Origin of the sequence: Bailinhaonella thermotolerans (genome assembly GCF_003594875.1) — a bacterium.
Taxonomy (GTDB): Bacteria; Actinomycetota; Actinomycetes; order Streptosporangiales; family Streptosporangiaceae; genus Bailinhaonella; species Bailinhaonella thermotolerans.
On record NZ_QZEY01000027.1, the window covers coordinates 32,037 to 45,833 of the forward strand.

General features: G+C 73.0%; 22 protein-coding genes. 17 read left to right on the plus strand and 5 right to left on the minus strand.

What is annotated here, in order from left to right; genetic code table 11:
* The first annotated feature begins 20 nt into the window (after nucleotides 1-20).
* Both D5H75_RS38285 and D5H75_RS38290 read left to right on the plus strand, forming a co-directional pair.
* A complete protein-coding gene (locus D5H75_RS38285; RefSeq protein ID WP_147425431.1) occupies nucleotides 21-746 on the plus strand; it encodes a hypothetical protein in 726 nt (241 codons plus the stop codon).
* A gap of 5 nt (nucleotides 747-751) precedes the next feature.
* Nucleotides 752-1,162 carry a hypothetical protein gene (locus D5H75_RS38290; protein WP_147425432.1) on the plus strand — a complete coding sequence of 137 codons (411 nt, stop codon included), beginning with the start codon at nucleotides 752-754 and terminating at the stop codon, nucleotides 1,160-1,162.
* A 4-nt stretch (nucleotides 1,163-1,166) separates the two neighbouring features.
* Here the strand turns inward: D5H75_RS38290 and D5H75_RS38295 are convergent, their stop codons facing one another.
* The 3 genes from D5H75_RS38295 to D5H75_RS42410 all read right to left on the minus strand — a co-directional run bounded on the left by D5H75_RS38295 (nucleotide 1,167) and on the right by D5H75_RS42410 (nucleotide 2,594).
* Nucleotides 1,167-1,670, minus strand: a complete 504-nt coding sequence (locus D5H75_RS38295) for an ATP-binding protein (protein ID WP_119931529.1) — start codon at nucleotides 1,668-1,670, stop codon at nucleotides 1,167-1,169.
* Nucleotides 1,667-1,900, minus strand: coding sequence for a hypothetical protein (locus D5H75_RS38300; RefSeq protein ID WP_119931530.1), 234 nt, complete (start codon nucleotides 1,898-1,900; stop codon nucleotides 1,667-1,669). The genes D5H75_RS38295 and D5H75_RS38300 overlap by 4 nt, the downstream gene beginning before the upstream one ends.
* Before the next feature lie 553 nt (nucleotides 1,901-2,453).
* Complete coding sequence (locus D5H75_RS42410) at nucleotides 2,454-2,594, minus strand: hypothetical protein (protein WP_202638926.1); 141 nt, start codon at nucleotides 2,592-2,594, stop codon at nucleotides 2,454-2,456.
* A 268-nt stretch (nucleotides 2,595-2,862) separates the two neighbouring features.
* On the opposite strand from D5H75_RS42410, the gene D5H75_RS38310 reads away from it, so the two are divergent.
* The 4 genes from D5H75_RS38310 to D5H75_RS38325 all read left to right on the plus strand — a co-directional run bounded on the left by D5H75_RS38310 (nucleotide 2,863) and on the right by D5H75_RS38325 (nucleotide 5,203).
* Entirely contained in the window at nucleotides 2,863-3,756 is an 894-nt protein-coding gene (locus D5H75_RS38310) for a helix-turn-helix domain-containing protein (RefSeq protein ID WP_119931532.1), read from the plus strand.
* Nucleotides 3,746-3,961 carry a DUF397 domain-containing protein gene (locus D5H75_RS38315; RefSeq protein WP_119931533.1) on the plus strand — a complete coding sequence of 72 codons (216 nt, stop codon included), beginning with the start codon at nucleotides 3,746-3,748 and terminating at the stop codon, nucleotides 3,959-3,961. The genes D5H75_RS38310 and D5H75_RS38315 overlap by 11 nt, the downstream gene beginning before the upstream one ends.
* Before the next feature lie 223 nt (nucleotides 3,962-4,184).
* Nucleotides 4,185-5,024, plus strand: a complete 840-nt coding sequence (locus D5H75_RS38320) for a helix-turn-helix domain-containing protein (protein ID WP_202638927.1) — start codon at nucleotides 4,185-4,187, stop codon at nucleotides 5,022-5,024.
* A complete protein-coding gene (locus D5H75_RS38325; RefSeq protein WP_202638928.1) occupies nucleotides 5,018-5,203 on the plus strand; it encodes a DUF397 domain-containing protein in 186 nt (61 codons plus the stop codon). The genes D5H75_RS38320 and D5H75_RS38325 overlap by 7 nt, the downstream gene beginning before the upstream one ends.
* A 50-nt stretch (nucleotides 5,204-5,253) precedes the next feature.
* On the opposite strand, the gene D5H75_RS38330 is transcribed toward D5H75_RS38325, so the two are convergent.
* Nucleotides 5,254-5,493, minus strand: a complete 240-nt coding sequence (locus D5H75_RS38330; protein ID WP_119931535.1) for a hypothetical protein — start codon at nucleotides 5,491-5,493, stop codon at nucleotides 5,254-5,256.
* A gap of 109 nt (nucleotides 5,494-5,602) precedes the next feature.
* Nucleotides 5,603-6,133: a hypothetical protein gene (locus D5H75_RS38335; protein ID WP_119931536.1), complete on the minus strand. Its 531-nt coding sequence runs from the start codon at nucleotides 6,131-6,133 to the stop codon at nucleotides 5,603-5,605.
* Nucleotides 6,134-6,330: 197 nt separating this feature from the next.
* On the opposite strand from D5H75_RS38335, the gene D5H75_RS42415 reads away from it, so the two are divergent.
* The 11 genes from D5H75_RS42415 to D5H75_RS38390 all read left to right on the plus strand — a co-directional run bounded on the left by D5H75_RS42415 (nucleotide 6,331) and on the right by D5H75_RS38390 (nucleotide 13,683).
* A complete protein-coding gene (locus D5H75_RS42415; RefSeq protein WP_202638929.1) occupies nucleotides 6,331-6,642 on the plus strand; it encodes a helix-turn-helix domain-containing protein in 312 nt (103 codons plus the stop codon).
* Nucleotides 6,643-6,686: 44 nt separating this feature from the next.
* Nucleotides 6,687-7,034, plus strand: a complete 348-nt coding sequence (locus tag D5H75_RS38345) for a hypothetical protein (RefSeq protein ID WP_119931537.1) — start codon at nucleotides 6,687-6,689, stop codon at nucleotides 7,032-7,034.
* Between the two features lie 166 nt (nucleotides 7,035-7,200).
* Nucleotides 7,201-8,271 (plus strand): hypothetical protein, encoded by a 1,071-nt coding sequence (locus D5H75_RS38350; RefSeq protein WP_119931538.1) that lies wholly within the window; start codon nucleotides 7,201-7,203, stop codon nucleotides 8,269-8,271.
* Nucleotides 8,268-9,833, plus strand: a complete 1,566-nt coding sequence (locus tag D5H75_RS38355; RefSeq protein ID WP_119931539.1) for a recombination directionality factor — start codon at nucleotides 8,268-8,270, stop codon at nucleotides 9,831-9,833. Before D5H75_RS38350 ends, D5H75_RS38355 begins: the two co-directional genes overlap by 4 nt.
* Nucleotides 9,830-10,111, plus strand: a complete 282-nt coding sequence (locus D5H75_RS38360; protein ID WP_119931540.1) for a hypothetical protein — start codon at nucleotides 9,830-9,832, stop codon at nucleotides 10,109-10,111. Before D5H75_RS38355 ends, D5H75_RS38360 begins: the two co-directional genes overlap by 4 nt.
* Nucleotides 10,111-10,590, plus strand: a complete 480-nt coding sequence (locus D5H75_RS38365) for a hypothetical protein (protein WP_119931541.1) — start codon at nucleotides 10,111-10,113, stop codon at nucleotides 10,588-10,590. The genes D5H75_RS38360 and D5H75_RS38365 overlap by 1 nt, the downstream gene beginning before the upstream one ends.
* Nucleotides 10,591-10,650: 60 nt before the next feature.
* Nucleotides 10,651-10,953: a hypothetical protein gene (locus D5H75_RS38370; RefSeq protein WP_119931542.1), complete on the plus strand. Its 303-nt coding sequence runs from the start codon at nucleotides 10,651-10,653 to the stop codon at nucleotides 10,951-10,953.
* Nucleotides 10,950-11,495 (plus strand): crossover junction endodeoxyribonuclease RuvC, encoded by a 546-nt coding sequence (locus D5H75_RS38375; protein WP_119931543.1) that lies wholly within the window; start codon nucleotides 10,950-10,952, stop codon nucleotides 11,493-11,495. The genes D5H75_RS38370 and D5H75_RS38375 overlap by 4 nt, the downstream gene beginning before the upstream one ends.
* Nucleotides 11,492-11,854, plus strand: a complete 363-nt coding sequence (locus D5H75_RS38380; RefSeq protein WP_119931544.1) for a hypothetical protein — start codon at nucleotides 11,492-11,494, stop codon at nucleotides 11,852-11,854. Before D5H75_RS38375 ends, D5H75_RS38380 begins: the two co-directional genes overlap by 4 nt.
* Nucleotides 11,855-11,939: 85 nt before the next feature.
* Nucleotides 11,940-13,268, plus strand: coding sequence for a hypothetical protein (locus D5H75_RS38385; protein ID WP_119931545.1), 1,329 nt, complete (start codon nucleotides 11,940-11,942; stop codon nucleotides 13,266-13,268).
* 25 nt (nucleotides 13,269-13,293) lie between these two features.
* Complete coding sequence (locus D5H75_RS38390) at nucleotides 13,294-13,683, plus strand: SLOG family protein (protein ID WP_119931546.1); 390 nt, start codon at nucleotides 13,294-13,296, stop codon at nucleotides 13,681-13,683.
* Nucleotides 13,684-13,797 lie beyond the last annotated feature (114 nt).

A 13,797-nucleotide genomic window follows, 5' to 3' on the forward strand; every position in this document is an offset into this window, starting at 1 on the left:
GGAGCCGCACGCGTCCGTGCGTGCGGCTCCATGTGCGAATATTCGGGGAGGCCGGGGAGATGGCCGAGTGCGCGCGACCGCGCTGCCGTATCGAGGGGGAACCGCGGGCGGCCGAGCCGCCGGCCGTGCTGTGCCGGGTGTGCGTCGCCCGGCTGCGGCGCGATCTGGATTGCATGGGGGCGCTGGGGAACTGGCTGGCCGCGCATGTGGCCGCCGGGGGCCGGCGCGGTGCCCGCGAGTACGTCTCCGGCTCCCAGGAGCCGGGCCTGCCGGTACGGCCGGAGGTGCTGTCGGCGCTGCTGCCCGGAGCGCCCGGCCCGGTCCAGGATCCCTATGGGGATCAGTGCGGCCCGCCGTCCTTCCCCGGGACCCTCGCCTCCTGGGCCCAGCTGGTGGCCGGGGAGCGCCAGGTGCATCCGCCCGGATCGGCCGACCTGCGCGAGCTGGGCAGCTGGCTGGCCGGTCACCTGGACTGGAGCATCACCCGGCCCTGGGCGGGGGACTACGCCGGCGAGCTGGACACGCTGCGGCACACCGCGTACGGGATCGAGCCGTGGGGGCTGCACGTGCAGCCCAAGGTCGGCCCCTGTCCCGGCTGTGATCGGCGGTCGCTGATCCGGGTGGCCGGGGAACGTTACATCGAGTGCTCCGAGCTCCTCGGCGGCTGCGCGGCGCTGTGGACCGAGGCGGAGTACCACCGCCGGGTCGCGGCGCTGGTGACCACGGGAGGGGGTGACCTACAGTGAGCATCATGACCGATTCGCCGTCCACACGGTCTGTGGTGGAACCAGAACAGCTACGGGTGGACGGGGTGCGGCGGCTCATCGCCTCCGCCACGGCCTTCCATGAGGCGCTCGCCTTCCCGCTACGGGACCCGCAGACCGGCGATCCGGTGTGGGCCACCGCGTCCATGGCCGAGATCGTGCGCGGCTCGCACCTGGCCTTCGCGCGGCTGCTGCCTGCCGACCGTGCCGAGCAGGCCTCGGCCCGGCTGGAGCGGGCCACCCGGGAGCTGTACACCACGGTCCGCGAGCTCGCCCAGGTGCTGCCCGGCGCCAAGCAGGCCTGGATCGTGCCGATCCGCCGGATGTCGGAGATCACCGGGCTGACGGTGCACACTTTGCGGCAGATCGCGCTGTCCGACAGCGGCCCGCCGGCGTGACCGGTCAGGCCACGTCGAGGGCGGCGGCCTGGTCGAGGTCGGCCCAGGTCCGCAGACCCGGGGGCACGCAGCCGCAATACCCCCAGGCGGAGCTGAGCGCCGAGACCAGGTGCAGACCGGCGCCGTGCCCCAGCTGCGGGAAGTCGGTGTGCGGGCGGAGGACGGGGACCTGATCGGCGCCGGCGTCGTGCACCTCGATGCGCACGCCGCGCCGCAGCCGCCACAGCAGCACCGCGATCTGCCCGCCGAGGCGGGCGGTACGGCTGTGGCGCAGGCTGTTGGTCCACAGCTCGCTGACGATCAGGCGCGCGTCCGCGGCGAGGGCGGCGGGATAGCCCGCGCGGCGCAGGACCTGATCCACGAGGGCGCGCAGGTCCCCCAGCGCGGCGGCCTCGGCGCGGGTGGAGGCGCCGGTGAGCATCGCCACCGCCGGCGCCCGGCCGTGCCAATCGACCAGGTGCTCCATCGCCACGGCCGGCCCGGCCGGGCCGGTACGGACGGTGCTCACGAGCCGGCCCCGGATTCGGCGGAGCCGTCGAGCGCGTGGTCGGTGACGGGACGGGCGGGCAGGTCCTCGGGGAACGGGTGGGGAAGGCGCATGACCTCCGCCAGCGTGGGAAGCTCGGGGGCGCGGACGACGCACCCGCCGCCGAAGCCGAGCCGCAGGCCATTGCCCAGGACGTCCGGGCGCGCGCCGCGAGGACGCGCCGGAACGTGTGCGTAGTGGTCGGTGAGCATCGGAACTCTCCCAAGGTGAGCGGGATGTGGGGCCAGGGTCCGGCCGGGTCCGGCGCCGAGGGCCTCGGCGCCGGACGGCCCAGGAGGTGGGGCGGGGCTCGCGCCCAGGGCAACCGTCCGCACCCTCGCGGGCGCGAGCCCCGCGTGCGGCCGCATCGGGGGGCCCGGCACTGCCCTGGCCGGGGGAAGGTGCGGCCGCGCGCGGTCATGCGATGTGGGAAGACCCGCCGTCCTCGGGGCGAAGGCCGCGTCCACACGCGCACGACCGAACTCAAGGGGGATCAGGGCGGGGGCCGGGGCGGCGGGGACCCGGCCTTGGTCGCCGCACGCAGCCGTGCGAGCGCCGCGCGGGCCATGGCGGCCGACTGCCGCGCCATCTGCCGGCGCGTCCGCTCCAGATCCTCAGGGCCCGAGGCGGGTGACGGGCGGGGCGTGGCCGGGCCGCTCGTCGCGGGAACCGAATACCCGTCACCCGCCGGGGGCGGCGACGGCGCGGCGGCCGAGCCGCACGCCGGGGAGTCAGTGAGCGGCATCGTCCCGCGCCGTCGCCGGATCATGGGGTCACCTCCCAGAGGTCGTCCAGCAGCCGCTCGCGCGCCGCCAGCACCGCGCGCATCTCGGCGACGCTGCCCGCGTCGGCGGTGGCCTTGCCCCCGCGCTGACGCTCCTGGACGGTCAGGCCGCGACGCAGCACCGCCCACAATCGCCCGTTTTTGTAGGTGCGGATGTGCCAGCGCGGGTGATCACGACATAGCGCGACAAATGTGTCCGTCGTCATCACATGATCACGTCCCGTCACGGGTGGGGAGCGGGTCGAGCTGCCAAAGGTGACGCTGTGGTGATGGACCCATACTGGACTCTCGCATAGAGGTTTTCAATGCGCGGTCCGCAATATGACGATTCTGTTCTAGCGCGTTGGGGCCGCGTAGGATTCAGTCGCACATCCAGCCAGGAGGAATGGCATGCCCTCGTTCAGTCCGCCCGGGCCGCTGCTGCTGCGGCTGAGCATGGAGCTGCGCCGGGTGCGACTGGAGTCCGCCGAAGACAACCCCGCCCTGCGCAATGTCACGGACGTGGAGAAGGCGCTCCGGTGGGGACGTGGCCGGCTGGCGGCCTGGGAGCGGGGCCAGTGGCAACGCCCGGACTACACGCTGATCACCGTCCTGCTGGACCACTACGGCACCGCCGATCCCGACCGCCAGCTGATCTTGACGCTGGTCGACGAGGCGCGGCGCACCCCCTGGTACAACAAGTACAAGGACGCCTTCCGCTCGGCCTATCCCGGCTTCGAGGCGGCCGCCTCCCAGCTGCGCTTGATCGAGCTGATGCGCGTGCCGGGCTTGTTCCAGACCGCCGAGTACGCCGCCCACATGGTCCGCAGTGGACAGGCACTGAGTGACGATGTGGTGCAGCAGCGGGTCGAGGCACGCCTGGCCCGCCAGAACGCCATTCTCAACCGAGAGGAGCCGCCCCAGATATCGGTAGTGATCGACGAATCAGCGCTGCGTAAACGGGTGGGCGGACCCAAGGTGATGGCCGATCAGGCTCGGCATTTGTTCGAGCTGAGCGTGCGGGGCCATATCCAGCTGCAGGTCCTCCCCGACGAGTCCGGCCCGTACCTGGCCATGCACTCCAGCTTCGTGATGCTGGACTTCCCGTACGGCATGCCGCCGAGCATGGTGTTCGTGGAATTGGCCAGTCACGACCTCTACCTCGACGGGCCGTCCGAGGTTCAAAGGCATACCCTCGTATTCAATCAGGCCAGTCTGCTGGCGCTGACGCCCGAGCAGACGCGCGCATGGCTGGCCACGCGTGTAGACCAACTCGAACAACGTAAGGGCGATCATGGACCGTAGCACGTCCCACGATCAGCTCCGCTGGCGCAAGAGCCGCTACAGCGGAGACGCATCCAACTGCGTGGAACTGGCCCCGAGCACCGACGGTAGCGGCGCGGTGCACGTCCGGGACAGCAAGAATCCCACCGGGCCGGCCCTGCGCTTCGGCGCGGGCTCCTGGGCGTCGTTCGTCCGGAGCGTCAAGAACGGCGACTTCGACCGGTAACGACGGGTTCGCAAGGTTCAGGCCCCCCACGACGTGGGGGGCCTGAGGACCGTAGCTCTGTCAGGATATGCCCGGCGCTACTGTCGGGACGAGGGTTGACAGGCGCGGCAGGAGCGCCGCCGCAGCTCACCGCCCGAACGCCGACTCAACGATGCATTACAACCTCGTCGCGATCAGTGAAATTTACAGGGCGTGCCCCTACCGGGCAGTCACAATCGCGTGCATGGCGCGCATTTCCCCGCCCGAATTGGCCCGTGAACTCGGGGAACTCCTGCGCAGCCTGCGCCGGGCGCAGAATCTGACGATGACGCAGGTGGCGCATCGGACCGGTGTCAGCGCCGCCAAGCTCAGCCGCATCGAGACGGCCACGTTCCGGCCGCAGCGGGACGTCGTCGAGGCCGTCCTTGCGGTGTACGGCGCGGATGAGGAGACCCGCCGGCACTGCGTCGCCCTGACCGACGGAGCCCTGGCCGAGCCGTGGTGGGCGCCCTACAAGGCGGTGCTGCCGGGCCGGTTCGCGGCCCTGGAGACCGCCGCGGTGCGGATCTGCACCTGGCAGCCGCTGCTGCTGCCGGGGCTGGTCCAGACCCCGGACTACACCCGGGCGGTCTTCGCCGCCGCCGGTTCCCCGCCCCAGGTGACCGAGCTGGCGGTGACCGCGCGGCAGATGCGTCAGCGCGTGCAGCTGAGCGGGCCGGACGCGCTGCGGCTGCGCATGGTGCTGTGGGAGCCGCTGCTGCGGCGCCGGATCCTGCCCTCGCCGCTGTGGGCCGCGCAGTTGTCCGCCCTGGCCGAGTGCGCGAGCCGGCCGAACCTCAGCGTGCGGGTACTGCCCGAGCGCCCGCATGGGCATCCGGGCCTGGAGGGCGGCTTCTCGGTGCTGGAGCTGCCTCATGATCGGCGTGTCGTGCACACCGAGGGGGGTCCGGCCGAGTCGATCATCGATACGATCCCCTCCGTTGCTGAGTTCGACCGGCGATACCGGTGGCTGGAAGCGCACGCGCTCCCTACGGGGGAGTCGGCGGTACTGATCGCCAAGATCGCGAGGGAGATCAGGTGCTGACACACGACTGGCTCACCGCCTCCGACGTCGGGACGGGCTGCCTGCAGGCCCGCCTCGACGAGCACGGGCGGGTGCTGGTGCGCAACACCACAGGCGGCCCGTCCGTGGTGGCGACGGCGCCCGAGTGGCGGGTGTTCGTCCGCGAGGTCAAGACGGGGGCGTTCGACCTGCCGTCCTAACGAGCCCCGGTCCCGCCGGCCCGCTGGCGGGACCGGGGACCAGTCGCAGATCAGCGCAGGTCGGCGCCGTGCTTCAGTCCGAGCTCATAGGCCTGGCGCACGGACTGGGCGCGGGCGAGCAGCGAGTACATGGCCAGTACCGCGGCCAGGTTCGCGCACGCCGAGAACAGCGCCAGGGGCAGGTGGCGGGACTCCCACCACCCATTGATCGCGATATCGAGGATGAGGATCGCGACCGCAGCCGAGGCGGCAACCACCGCCAGAGCCCCCGTGAGCGTGGACCGACTCATGAGCGCACCCTTCTGGCCTTCTGGAACGGTTGACGTGCCCCCGAAAGTCCTCACTGTGGCATTAGTGAAAATTGCACGTCCAACCGTAACCGCCCATGTTGACAGATCGTTATGGTCCCGCTGGGTTTTCCCCGGGGTCCGTCGCCACGGGCGGCCGCTTATGCGCCAGGCGGATCTGGGTGAGCTGGGCGTCGACGGCCGCCCCGGTGAATTGCAACAGGGCCTGGAACATTTGCTCGTGCTCGCGGGCACTGCCGGGCAACCCCCGGATCTCCTGCTCGGCACGCCAGAGTTTTTCGACGATGTCCTGATGGGTGATGGTGCGGGCCTGCTCGGCGAGCCGTTTCTGGGCCCAGGCCTCGATGGCTTCGGCGAGCTTGCGGGCGGCCTGGGGGCGGCCGGCGCGGTCGAGCTGCTCGGGCACGGCGCGCACGACCTGGGCCATGGCGACCAATTGCTTGTCAGTCGCGCGGGCCGCGCCCTTTTCGATGTTGGACCAGGTGGTGTTGCTGAAGGGCTGGTCGGTGTATTTGGCCAGTTCGCGGGCGGCGGCACGGACCGACAGTTCCAAGCTGGTGCGGCGGTCGGCGATGAGGACCGCTTCAGGGGGCGGGGAAGAGGCTGAGAGGCTGGACGCCACAGTCTTCTCCTTCGTCGTGCGCTTTTCCGCCGAGGCGGGAAATTCGGGGTGGCTCTTGCTGCCACGGTAGCAGCCAGGTACGCGCTGGCTAGCGGAACTATGCGAAGATTTGCCACGCTTCGCACCGTAGCGCGAAATTTTGCAAAGGTTTGCGTGAAAATGTTGACTTTCGCAAAATTGAGCGTAGCGTGGAGGTTATGACGGACCTCGCGGAGCTTGAGCACCTCAGCGTCCGGCAAGCGGGCGAACTGCTGCGCACCGCCGCCGATACGGTCTTGGCCAAGCTGGCCGCCGGCGACTATCGCACCTGGGAGCCGCTGCCGTGGATGAGCGTGACTCAGGTCGCCGAGATGTTCGACTGCAGTGACTCCACGGTCATGAGCCTGATCCACCGGAAGGAGCTTCCGGCCGTGCGCGTGGGCCGTCGCTGCTACCGCATCCTACGTCCGCACGCCGTGGCCCACCTTGCCTCCCGCCTGACCGTGGAACCCGGCCTCACCCCGCACTGATCCCCCGTGCCACCCCTGGCCCCACCCCCTGCGGAGACACCGCCGTGACTCGCCTGGACTTCACCACGCGCACCCTGCGCACCCCCCGCGGCACCTGGACCATCGTCCAGCAGGCCCCGACCCCCGACGGGTCGGTGGAGGTCCTGCTGCGCCGCACCCCCGCCGATGGCGGAGAGCCGATCTACACCGCCTACCGCGCCACCCCCAGCGGCTGGCGCCAGCTGCGAGGCAGCTGGTATCGCCTGGAGGTGGCGTCGGAGGCCGCTCCGCACGCCGCGCCCGACAACCACGTCTGCCACCCGCCGCTGGTCGCCCTGCTCAACCTCGCCCGGCCGGTGCCGACCACCCGCCCCGCCCGTCGCCGCCGCCGCGCGTCGGCGGCCCTGATCTGACGGCGGGGGAGCCGATGACCACCTGCCCCACGCGGGGCCCCGCCTCCTGTGATGATCGAAATAGCCGCACGCAAAACCGCGTGCGGCACAATGGGGCGACCATGAGAACGCCGCGACGACCCTCCCCGCCCATGGTCGTCGCGGCCGCGCGGGCGCGGGGGAGCCGATGAGCACGGACGACACGCACGGTCCGGCGGGAGCGACCCCGGACCCGGCCGAGCTCGTCCAGGACCCGGCCCCCCGCGTCCCGCCCTATCACCCGTGCCCGAGCTGCGGGGAGCGGGTCAAGGTCAACGCCGACGGGCGGCTGTCCAAGCACCCCCGCCGCGTGCCGCTGCCCTGCCCCGGCTCCTACGTCCCGGTCGGGCCGGCCCGCATCCCCAAGCGGGGCGGCGACGGCTGGTACCGCGACCCGGTCACCGGGCAGCGGCTGCGCTCGGTCACCACCACCCTCAACCAGGGGTCGGCCAAGGAAGCGCTGACGTTCTGGGCCGCCAAGATCGTGGCCGAGCTGGCGCTCGACCAGGTCCCAGACCTGGTCCGGGCCGCCCGCAACCCGGCCGAACGCACCGAGATGATCGACTGGCTGCGCGCCGAGCCGATCCGCCGCCGCGACGACCGCGGCGACGTCGGCAAGGCCGTGCACCGCGTCATCGAGGCGCGCATCCTGGGCGAGACCGTCCCCCCGTCCCTGCTGGCCGACGGCAGCCTGCGTCCCTACCTGCGGCACTTCTTCGCCTTCGTGGCCGACTGGCAGGTCGAGTTCGAGGCCAGCGAGATGGTGGTGGCCCACTACGCCCACCAGTACGCCGGAACGCTGGACTACCTGTTCTACTCCGCCCCCTTGGCCGCCCGCCTGGGCGTGCCGACCGGCACGCTCTTCGCCGGGGACACCAAGACCGGCGGCGAGCTGGACCAGATCACCTACGGCGGGCACCGCCGCGGCGTCTACCCCGAGGCCGGCCTGCAGATGGCCGCCTACCGGGCCGCCCCCTACGGGTGGCTGCGCAGCGGGGAGCGCATCGCGATGCCGCCCCGCCACGAGGTCGGCGTCGTGCTGCACCTGCGACCCGGCGGCTACCGGCTGATCCCGGTGCGGTGCGGCGACGCCGAGTACGCGGTCTTCCGGCACATCCAGGCCGTGGCCGCCTGGTCCACCGGGGCGGCCAAGACCGTCATCGGGCAGCCCCTGGCGCCGCCCGACCCACCCACCACACCCATCCGGCAGGCAGCATGACCTCTATCCCGCGCGGTCCCCGGATCAAGGACCTGCAGCACACCACCCGCACCCTGGGCAAGATCCGCGCCGGGGTGTACGAGGGCCGCCCCAAGTCCTCCGAGACGTTCGTCATCACCAGCGAGTTCGAGCACCTGGTGGCGGCCGCCGCCGAGATGTACGGCGGGCTGGCCGAACCCTATGACCCGCAAGGCCCCGGCCCCACCCAATGGCGGGTGGTGACCGACGAGGTCGCCCTCGACGCGCTGCTGCCCCCCGGCCCGAAGGACCCGGTCAGCCAGCACTACGAGTTCTGGACCCGGGGCGGCCTGCAGCGCCGCTGCGACGGTCAGGTGCTCGACCGCACCGGCAAACGCTGCTTCTGCAAGGCCCAGTGGGGGCCGTACTTCCTGGACGCCGACACCGGCAACCAGGCGTGCCAGATGATCACCCGCGTCAACGTCGCACTGCCCGACGTCCCCGACGTGGGCCTGTTCTTGTTCGAGACGCACTCGCGCAACGCCGCGCGCGAGCTCCCGGCGATCGTGGACCTGTTGCGGGCTGCCTACGGGATCGACGTCGCGGTGCCGATCCAGTTGCTGCTCACCCAGCGCAGCAAGATGATCGGCGGCAGGGTCAAGCACTACCAGGTGCCCGTCCTCAAGCCGCGCCACCAGCTCAGCTTCGGCGCCGTGGCCGCAGCGCAGATCCCCGCCGGCCCGCCCGGCACGCCCGCTCTGGAGGCCGGTGGCGAACGCCCGGCCCTGGCCGCCGCGCCCGGACCGGACTACGCCGAGCTCATCCGCCGCGCGGCCGATCGGGAGCAGGCCGCGCGCATCTGGTCCGAGGCGTACGCCGAGCTACGCCACCGCCCCGACGCCACCGCGGTGCTCAGCCACATCAAAGAGCAGGCCGATGTGCGGCTGGAGGAACTGGAGGACGTCGGCCCGCTGTGGGAGCACATCGTCGCCCGGTTCGACGGCACCGCCGCCGAGCTGAACGAGGCCGTCGAGCAGGCCTGCGGGCACCCCTGCGAGCACGCCACCCTGGCCGAGTTGCGGGCTTTCGCCGCCACGCTGCCGCCCGCCCCGGCCGCGCAGGAGTCGGCGAACGCCAGCGAGGGGCAGGTCCGCCGCATCCACGCCCAGCTGCGCGCCCTGGGCATCACCACCCGCGCCGCCCGGCTGGCCTACTTCCAGAACGTCATCGGCCACCAGGTGGACTCCACCATGGCGCTGACAGGCGAGCAGGCCAGCCGAGTGCTGGACCGGCTGGAGGCCGCCCTGCGGGACCGCGAGGCCGACAAGGCCCGCGAGGGCATCGACACCGGCTCCGGCATCGCCCCGCCCTCGGCATCGGCACCCGAGCCCGAGCCGACCGCCTCGGCCGAGCCGGCCGAGGCCGACAGGCTCGAAGCCAACATCCGCACCGAGGCCGCGGCCCGCGGCCTGGACGCCGACGCGCTGGAGGCGGCGTTCCTCGCCGTCACCGGCGACCGGCTCGACCGAGCCGACGAGCCCACCCTTGACACCTTCCTGGCCCGGCTCACGGCCGGCCACATCGCCCCCGAGGACCCCGCATGACCGACCCGACCCCGCCCCCCTGGACTCCCGCCACCAGGAACTACCGCACGGCGCGCGAGCGCCTGCGCACCTCCTGCAGCTACGACTACCGGTCTGCGGACCGGGCCGGTCTCGAAGCCCAGCGGGCGCTGGCCGCAGCCACCCTCGCGGTGGCCGACGCGCTCGTCCTGCTGGCCACCACGCTCGCCCGATCGTCCTCCACCCCGCTGGACGACCCCGCCGCCCGGGACTGGCGGCGGGTCACCGGGCTGGAATCCGACCCCTCCAAGGAGAACTGATGCCCCGCACCCCCCAGCGCGACAGCGAACCCGCCCCGGCGCCCGACCACCCCCCGCTGCCCGACCACGCCCGCAAGACCCTGCTGGACACCCTCTACGGCCAGCACACCGAGTACGGCAGCCAGGCGCGGACCCACGAGTACACCGGGCTGCAAGCGCGCGCCGAGATCGACCGGCTGCAGCGGCTGCTCGCCAACGCCACGCACATGGCCGAGGAGGCCGAACGGCTGGCCCGGCTCGCCCGGGAGAAGGAGGCGGCCTTCGCCGCCGACCTGGAGCGCAACGGCCAGCCCCGCCCGGACCCGGCCCCCACCCCGTCCCTGGAGGACCCCAAGCCGGGATGGCCGCTGAGCAAAGCGCAGCCGATCGAGCGCGCGGCCGAGAAGGCCGTCCACGAAGTCACCTGGTTCGGCTCACCGCCCTCGCCGCCGCCGGCCCCCGCACCCACCCGGCCCCTGCCGCAGGTGCCCGCCACCTGAACACACCGCCTGCGCCCGGGGCCGCCCGCTCCGGGCGCGGGCCTGAGCAAAGGACTCCCCATGGACCCCGACGTACGGCGCCGCTTGCGCCTGGCGGTCACCGCCTGGACCGACGCGGGCGGGCCGATCGACGACCTCGAAGACCGACTGTCGGCCGAAGGCCTCACGCTGGCGGCCGCGCCCCAGCACCACGACGCGGTGGACGCCTGGCTGCACGCCCACCGCGACGCGCACCCGGTCCTGTCCTCGGGCTGGCGCGCGGTCCAGGACCTGATCGAGGACTACCACCGCCGCAGCCGGGCCGGCATCGCCCTGCTCGACCCCATGCCGGGCCCAGCGCCGGGCGGGGGAGCGCGGACATGAGCCCGCGGGTGCTCGCCCTCGACCTGGCGGCCGAGTGCAGCGGGGTCGCCTACCCCGGCGGCACGATGATCCTGCGCGCGCCCGCCCCGGCCGGCCGCACCCGGACCCTGGCCGACAATCTGCGTCGGCTCGACCATATCGACACCCAGGTCGCCGCGCTGATCCGCCTCTACCGACCCCAGGTGGCGCTCGTGGAGGACTACGCGCGCCGGGTGCGCAGCGGCGCCGCCCACACCCTGGCCGAGATCGGCGGCGCGGTACGGCTGGCGCTGTGGCGAGCGGCGGTGCCGTTCGCCGTGGTGAACATCGACCACCTCAAGAAGTACGCCACCGGGGACACCGGCGCGGACAAGACCGCCCTGGCGCTGGCCGCCTTCAAGCGGGCCGGGGTGGAGTTCGCCAGCCACGACGAGTGCGACGCCTGGTGGCTCTACTGCATGGGGGCCGACGTGCTCGGTCAGCCCGTGGTCCGCGTCCCGGCCGCACAGCGCGCGGTCCTGTCCCGGCTGACGTGGTCGGCACCGATCGGAGCGCCACCGTGAGCCTGCAGGAGCGCTACCTCGATCGCTGCCGCCGCTGTGGCGCCGACATCGTCTGGGCCCGGCTGGGCCGGCACGAGGTGCCCGTGGAGCCCACCGACGACCTCCAGGCCGACCTGGCCTACAGCTGGGAGCAGGGGCCGCTGCGGCGCGCCCTGCTGCTCGTGATCGGGATCAGCCCGATCGCGGCCCGCCCGCTGGGCCCCGGCACCTTCCCCCCTGCCCCCTGGGAGCACCTCGGGCGCGACCACCGCAGCGCCTGCCTCCCCCGACCGCGCCGCCGCCACCGTGGCGCGACCCGTAGTGGCGATGTCGTGCCGCTCGATGAGGCACGGCGCCGCAGACAAGGAGACATCACGTGATCCCCCCTGCCCCGTCCCCAGGCGCCCGGCCCCTCGACGCCCGCCGGCCTGCACCCCGGACCGCGCGAGCCGTCGGGAGGAGGTCATGACCCGGCGCGGCGACAACGAGAAGGCCATCAAGGAGGCCGCCGCCCAGGCCGGCCTCACGGTCATCAACGCCGGTGGGGGATGGCACATCGTGCACCCGGTGACCGGTCACGTCATCGCGCAGTGCAGCAACAACGCCACCAGCCGCCACGTGAGGAACACCGTGGCGCGCATCAAACGCGCCGCCAAGCAGTACCAGCCCGCAGCGGATGCGACCGGCGACACCCCGCAGCCGGACTCGCCCCCGGACCGCAGGCGGCAGGAGGGCGGGCGCCAGGACCGCCTGCAGAGCGAGCAGTGGCCGCTCGCCGCCCTGCTGAACTACGCCCACAGCCTGGGCGTGCGCCTGAGTCTCAGTCACGACAAGGACGACGTGCGCATCACCGCACCCCGTGGCGGTGACGCCCTGGCCGTCGCCGAAGTCCTGCGCCGCCGCAGCGACGAGGTCCGCGCCCACCTGGCCGCGCTGTCCGCCCCGGCAGCGCCCGCAGCCCCGCCGACTCCTCATCCCCCAGACGAAGGAGCATCCCCCGTGGCACCCCCGTCCCTACCCGCGCCGAGCACCGTCACCGGCGCCCGTCAACTGTGGCACGTCCTGCGCGAGGAGGCTCGCAGGCAAGGCGACCTTCTGGCCAGCACCCCCGAGGTGTCCGGGGTGCGATGGGAGGGTGCGCTCAAGCACCTGGCCCATCAGCGGTTCCCCGACTGGCCTCCCCACCGCTACAACACCGTGCGCACCTACCTGGTAGACACCCGGCATCTGGCGCTGGCCAGCCAGTACCACCATCCCCACCCCCTGTGGGTGGTCGCCAAGGAGTGGCACGACACGCCGGTCACCCTCACGCACACCAGCAACGGGCACGGCCGGCCCACGCCGGCCGACATCGCCCGTCTGAAGGAGTCGCAGCCCAAGCCCGCCGCCCCGGCGCAGGCCGCGCCCGCGCCTGCGAGGCCCGCGGCCACCGCGCCCGCGGCCCCCGTCCCCGTGCGCTCGACGTCGCTCACCTCCCGCCCGCCCGCGCCCGAGCGGGTGCTCGAACCCACCTCGGTCGCGCTGCCCGCAGACCCGCTGGAGGTGATCGATCTGATCAACGCCCAGATCCGAGCCGCCAAGGCCGAGGCCGCCGAGGCCCGCGAATGGGCCCGCGAATGCGAGGCGCGCGCCGCCCAGGCCGAAGACGCCCTGGCCGAGCTGCGCCGCGACCACCAGAACGACCTGCAGGCGCTGCGCGCCGAGCGCGACGAGGCCCGCGCCGAGCTGGCGCGCTACCAGCAGAGCCTGTCGGGCCTGGCCGCCCTCATCCAGCCCGCCGACCCTCAGGACTGAGACGGACCGAGAAGGAACCAGACGCATGCGCGACCGCTTCCGCCTGCTCTACACCGGAGCCCGCGACCTCGACCGCCCCGGGGACCGGGACACCATCTGGGCCGACCTGGACGGCATCTACGCCCGGCGCGGCCCGCTGCTGCTCGTGCACGGCAGCTGCTCCCGGGGCGGCGACGCCCACGCCGAGGCCTGGAGGGCCCACGCCGCCGAGCGCGGCCTGGACGTGGCCATCGAACGCCACCCCGCCCCCTGGTCCGCCCTCGGCCGCGCCGCCGGCCCCTACCGTGACGGCTACATGCTCGGGCGCGGGGCCGACGGCGTCCTGGCCCACGTCACCGCCGCCTCCCAGGGCGCGCGCAACACCGCCGCCTACGCCCAGCACCTGGGCATCCCCCTGATACGCCGCCAGCGCTGAGCGGCACGCCGTACGCCGCACGCTGGCCGGCCGGGGAGCCAGGCGTCGCCGTACGGCAGCAAGCGCCACGCACGACCGGGCCTCGCGTGCCCGCCCCCTCACCGGCACGACCTG

Coding starts and splice junctions, on each gene's coding strand:
- D5H75_RS38320 (WP_202638927.1), top strand. CDS start 4,185: ATGGCGCGCATTTCCCCGCCCGAATTGGCCCGTGAACTCGGGGAACTC.
- D5H75_RS38370 (WP_119931542.1), top strand. CDS start 10,651: ATGGACCCCGACGTACGGCGCCGCTTGCGCCTGGCGGTCACCGCCTGG.
- D5H75_RS38315 (WP_119931533.1), top strand. CDS start 3,746: ATGGACCGTAGCACGTCCCACGATCAGCTCCGCTGGCGCAAGAGCCGC.
- D5H75_RS42415 (WP_202638929.1), top strand. CDS start 6,331: ATGACGGACCTCGCGGAGCTTGAGCACCTCAGCGTCCGGCAAGCGGGC.
- D5H75_RS38310 (WP_119931532.1), top strand. CDS start 2,863: ATGCCCTCGTTCAGTCCGCCCGGGCCGCTGCTGCTGCGGCTGAGCATG.
- D5H75_RS38360 (WP_119931540.1), top strand. CDS start 9,830: ATGACCGACCCGACCCCGCCCCCCTGGACTCCCGCCACCAGGAACTAC.
- D5H75_RS38350 (WP_119931538.1), top strand. CDS start 7,201: ATGAGCACGGACGACACGCACGGTCCGGCGGGAGCGACCCCGGACCCG.
- D5H75_RS38290 (WP_147425432.1), top strand. CDS start 752: ATGACCGATTCGCCGTCCACACGGTCTGTGGTGGAACCAGAACAGCTA.
- D5H75_RS38390 (WP_119931546.1), top strand. CDS start 13,294: ATGCGCGACCGCTTCCGCCTGCTCTACACCGGAGCCCGCGACCTCGAC.
- D5H75_RS38355 (WP_119931539.1), top strand. CDS start 8,268: ATGACCTCTATCCCGCGCGGTCCCCGGATCAAGGACCTGCAGCACACC.
- D5H75_RS38385 (WP_119931545.1), top strand. CDS start 11,940: ATGACCCGGCGCGGCGACAACGAGAAGGCCATCAAGGAGGCCGCCGCC.
- D5H75_RS38330 (WP_119931535.1), bottom strand. CDS start 5,493: ATGAGTCGGTCCACGCTCACGGGGGCTCTGGCGGTGGTTGCCGCCTCG.
- D5H75_RS38375 (WP_119931543.1), top strand. CDS start 10,950: ATGAGCCCGCGGGTGCTCGCCCTCGACCTGGCGGCCGAGTGCAGCGGG.
- D5H75_RS38365 (WP_119931541.1), top strand. CDS start 10,111: ATGCCCCGCACCCCCCAGCGCGACAGCGAACCCGCCCCGGCGCCCGAC.
- D5H75_RS38300 (WP_119931530.1), bottom strand. CDS start 1,900: ATGCTCACCGACCACTACGCACACGTTCCGGCGCGTCCTCGCGGCGCG.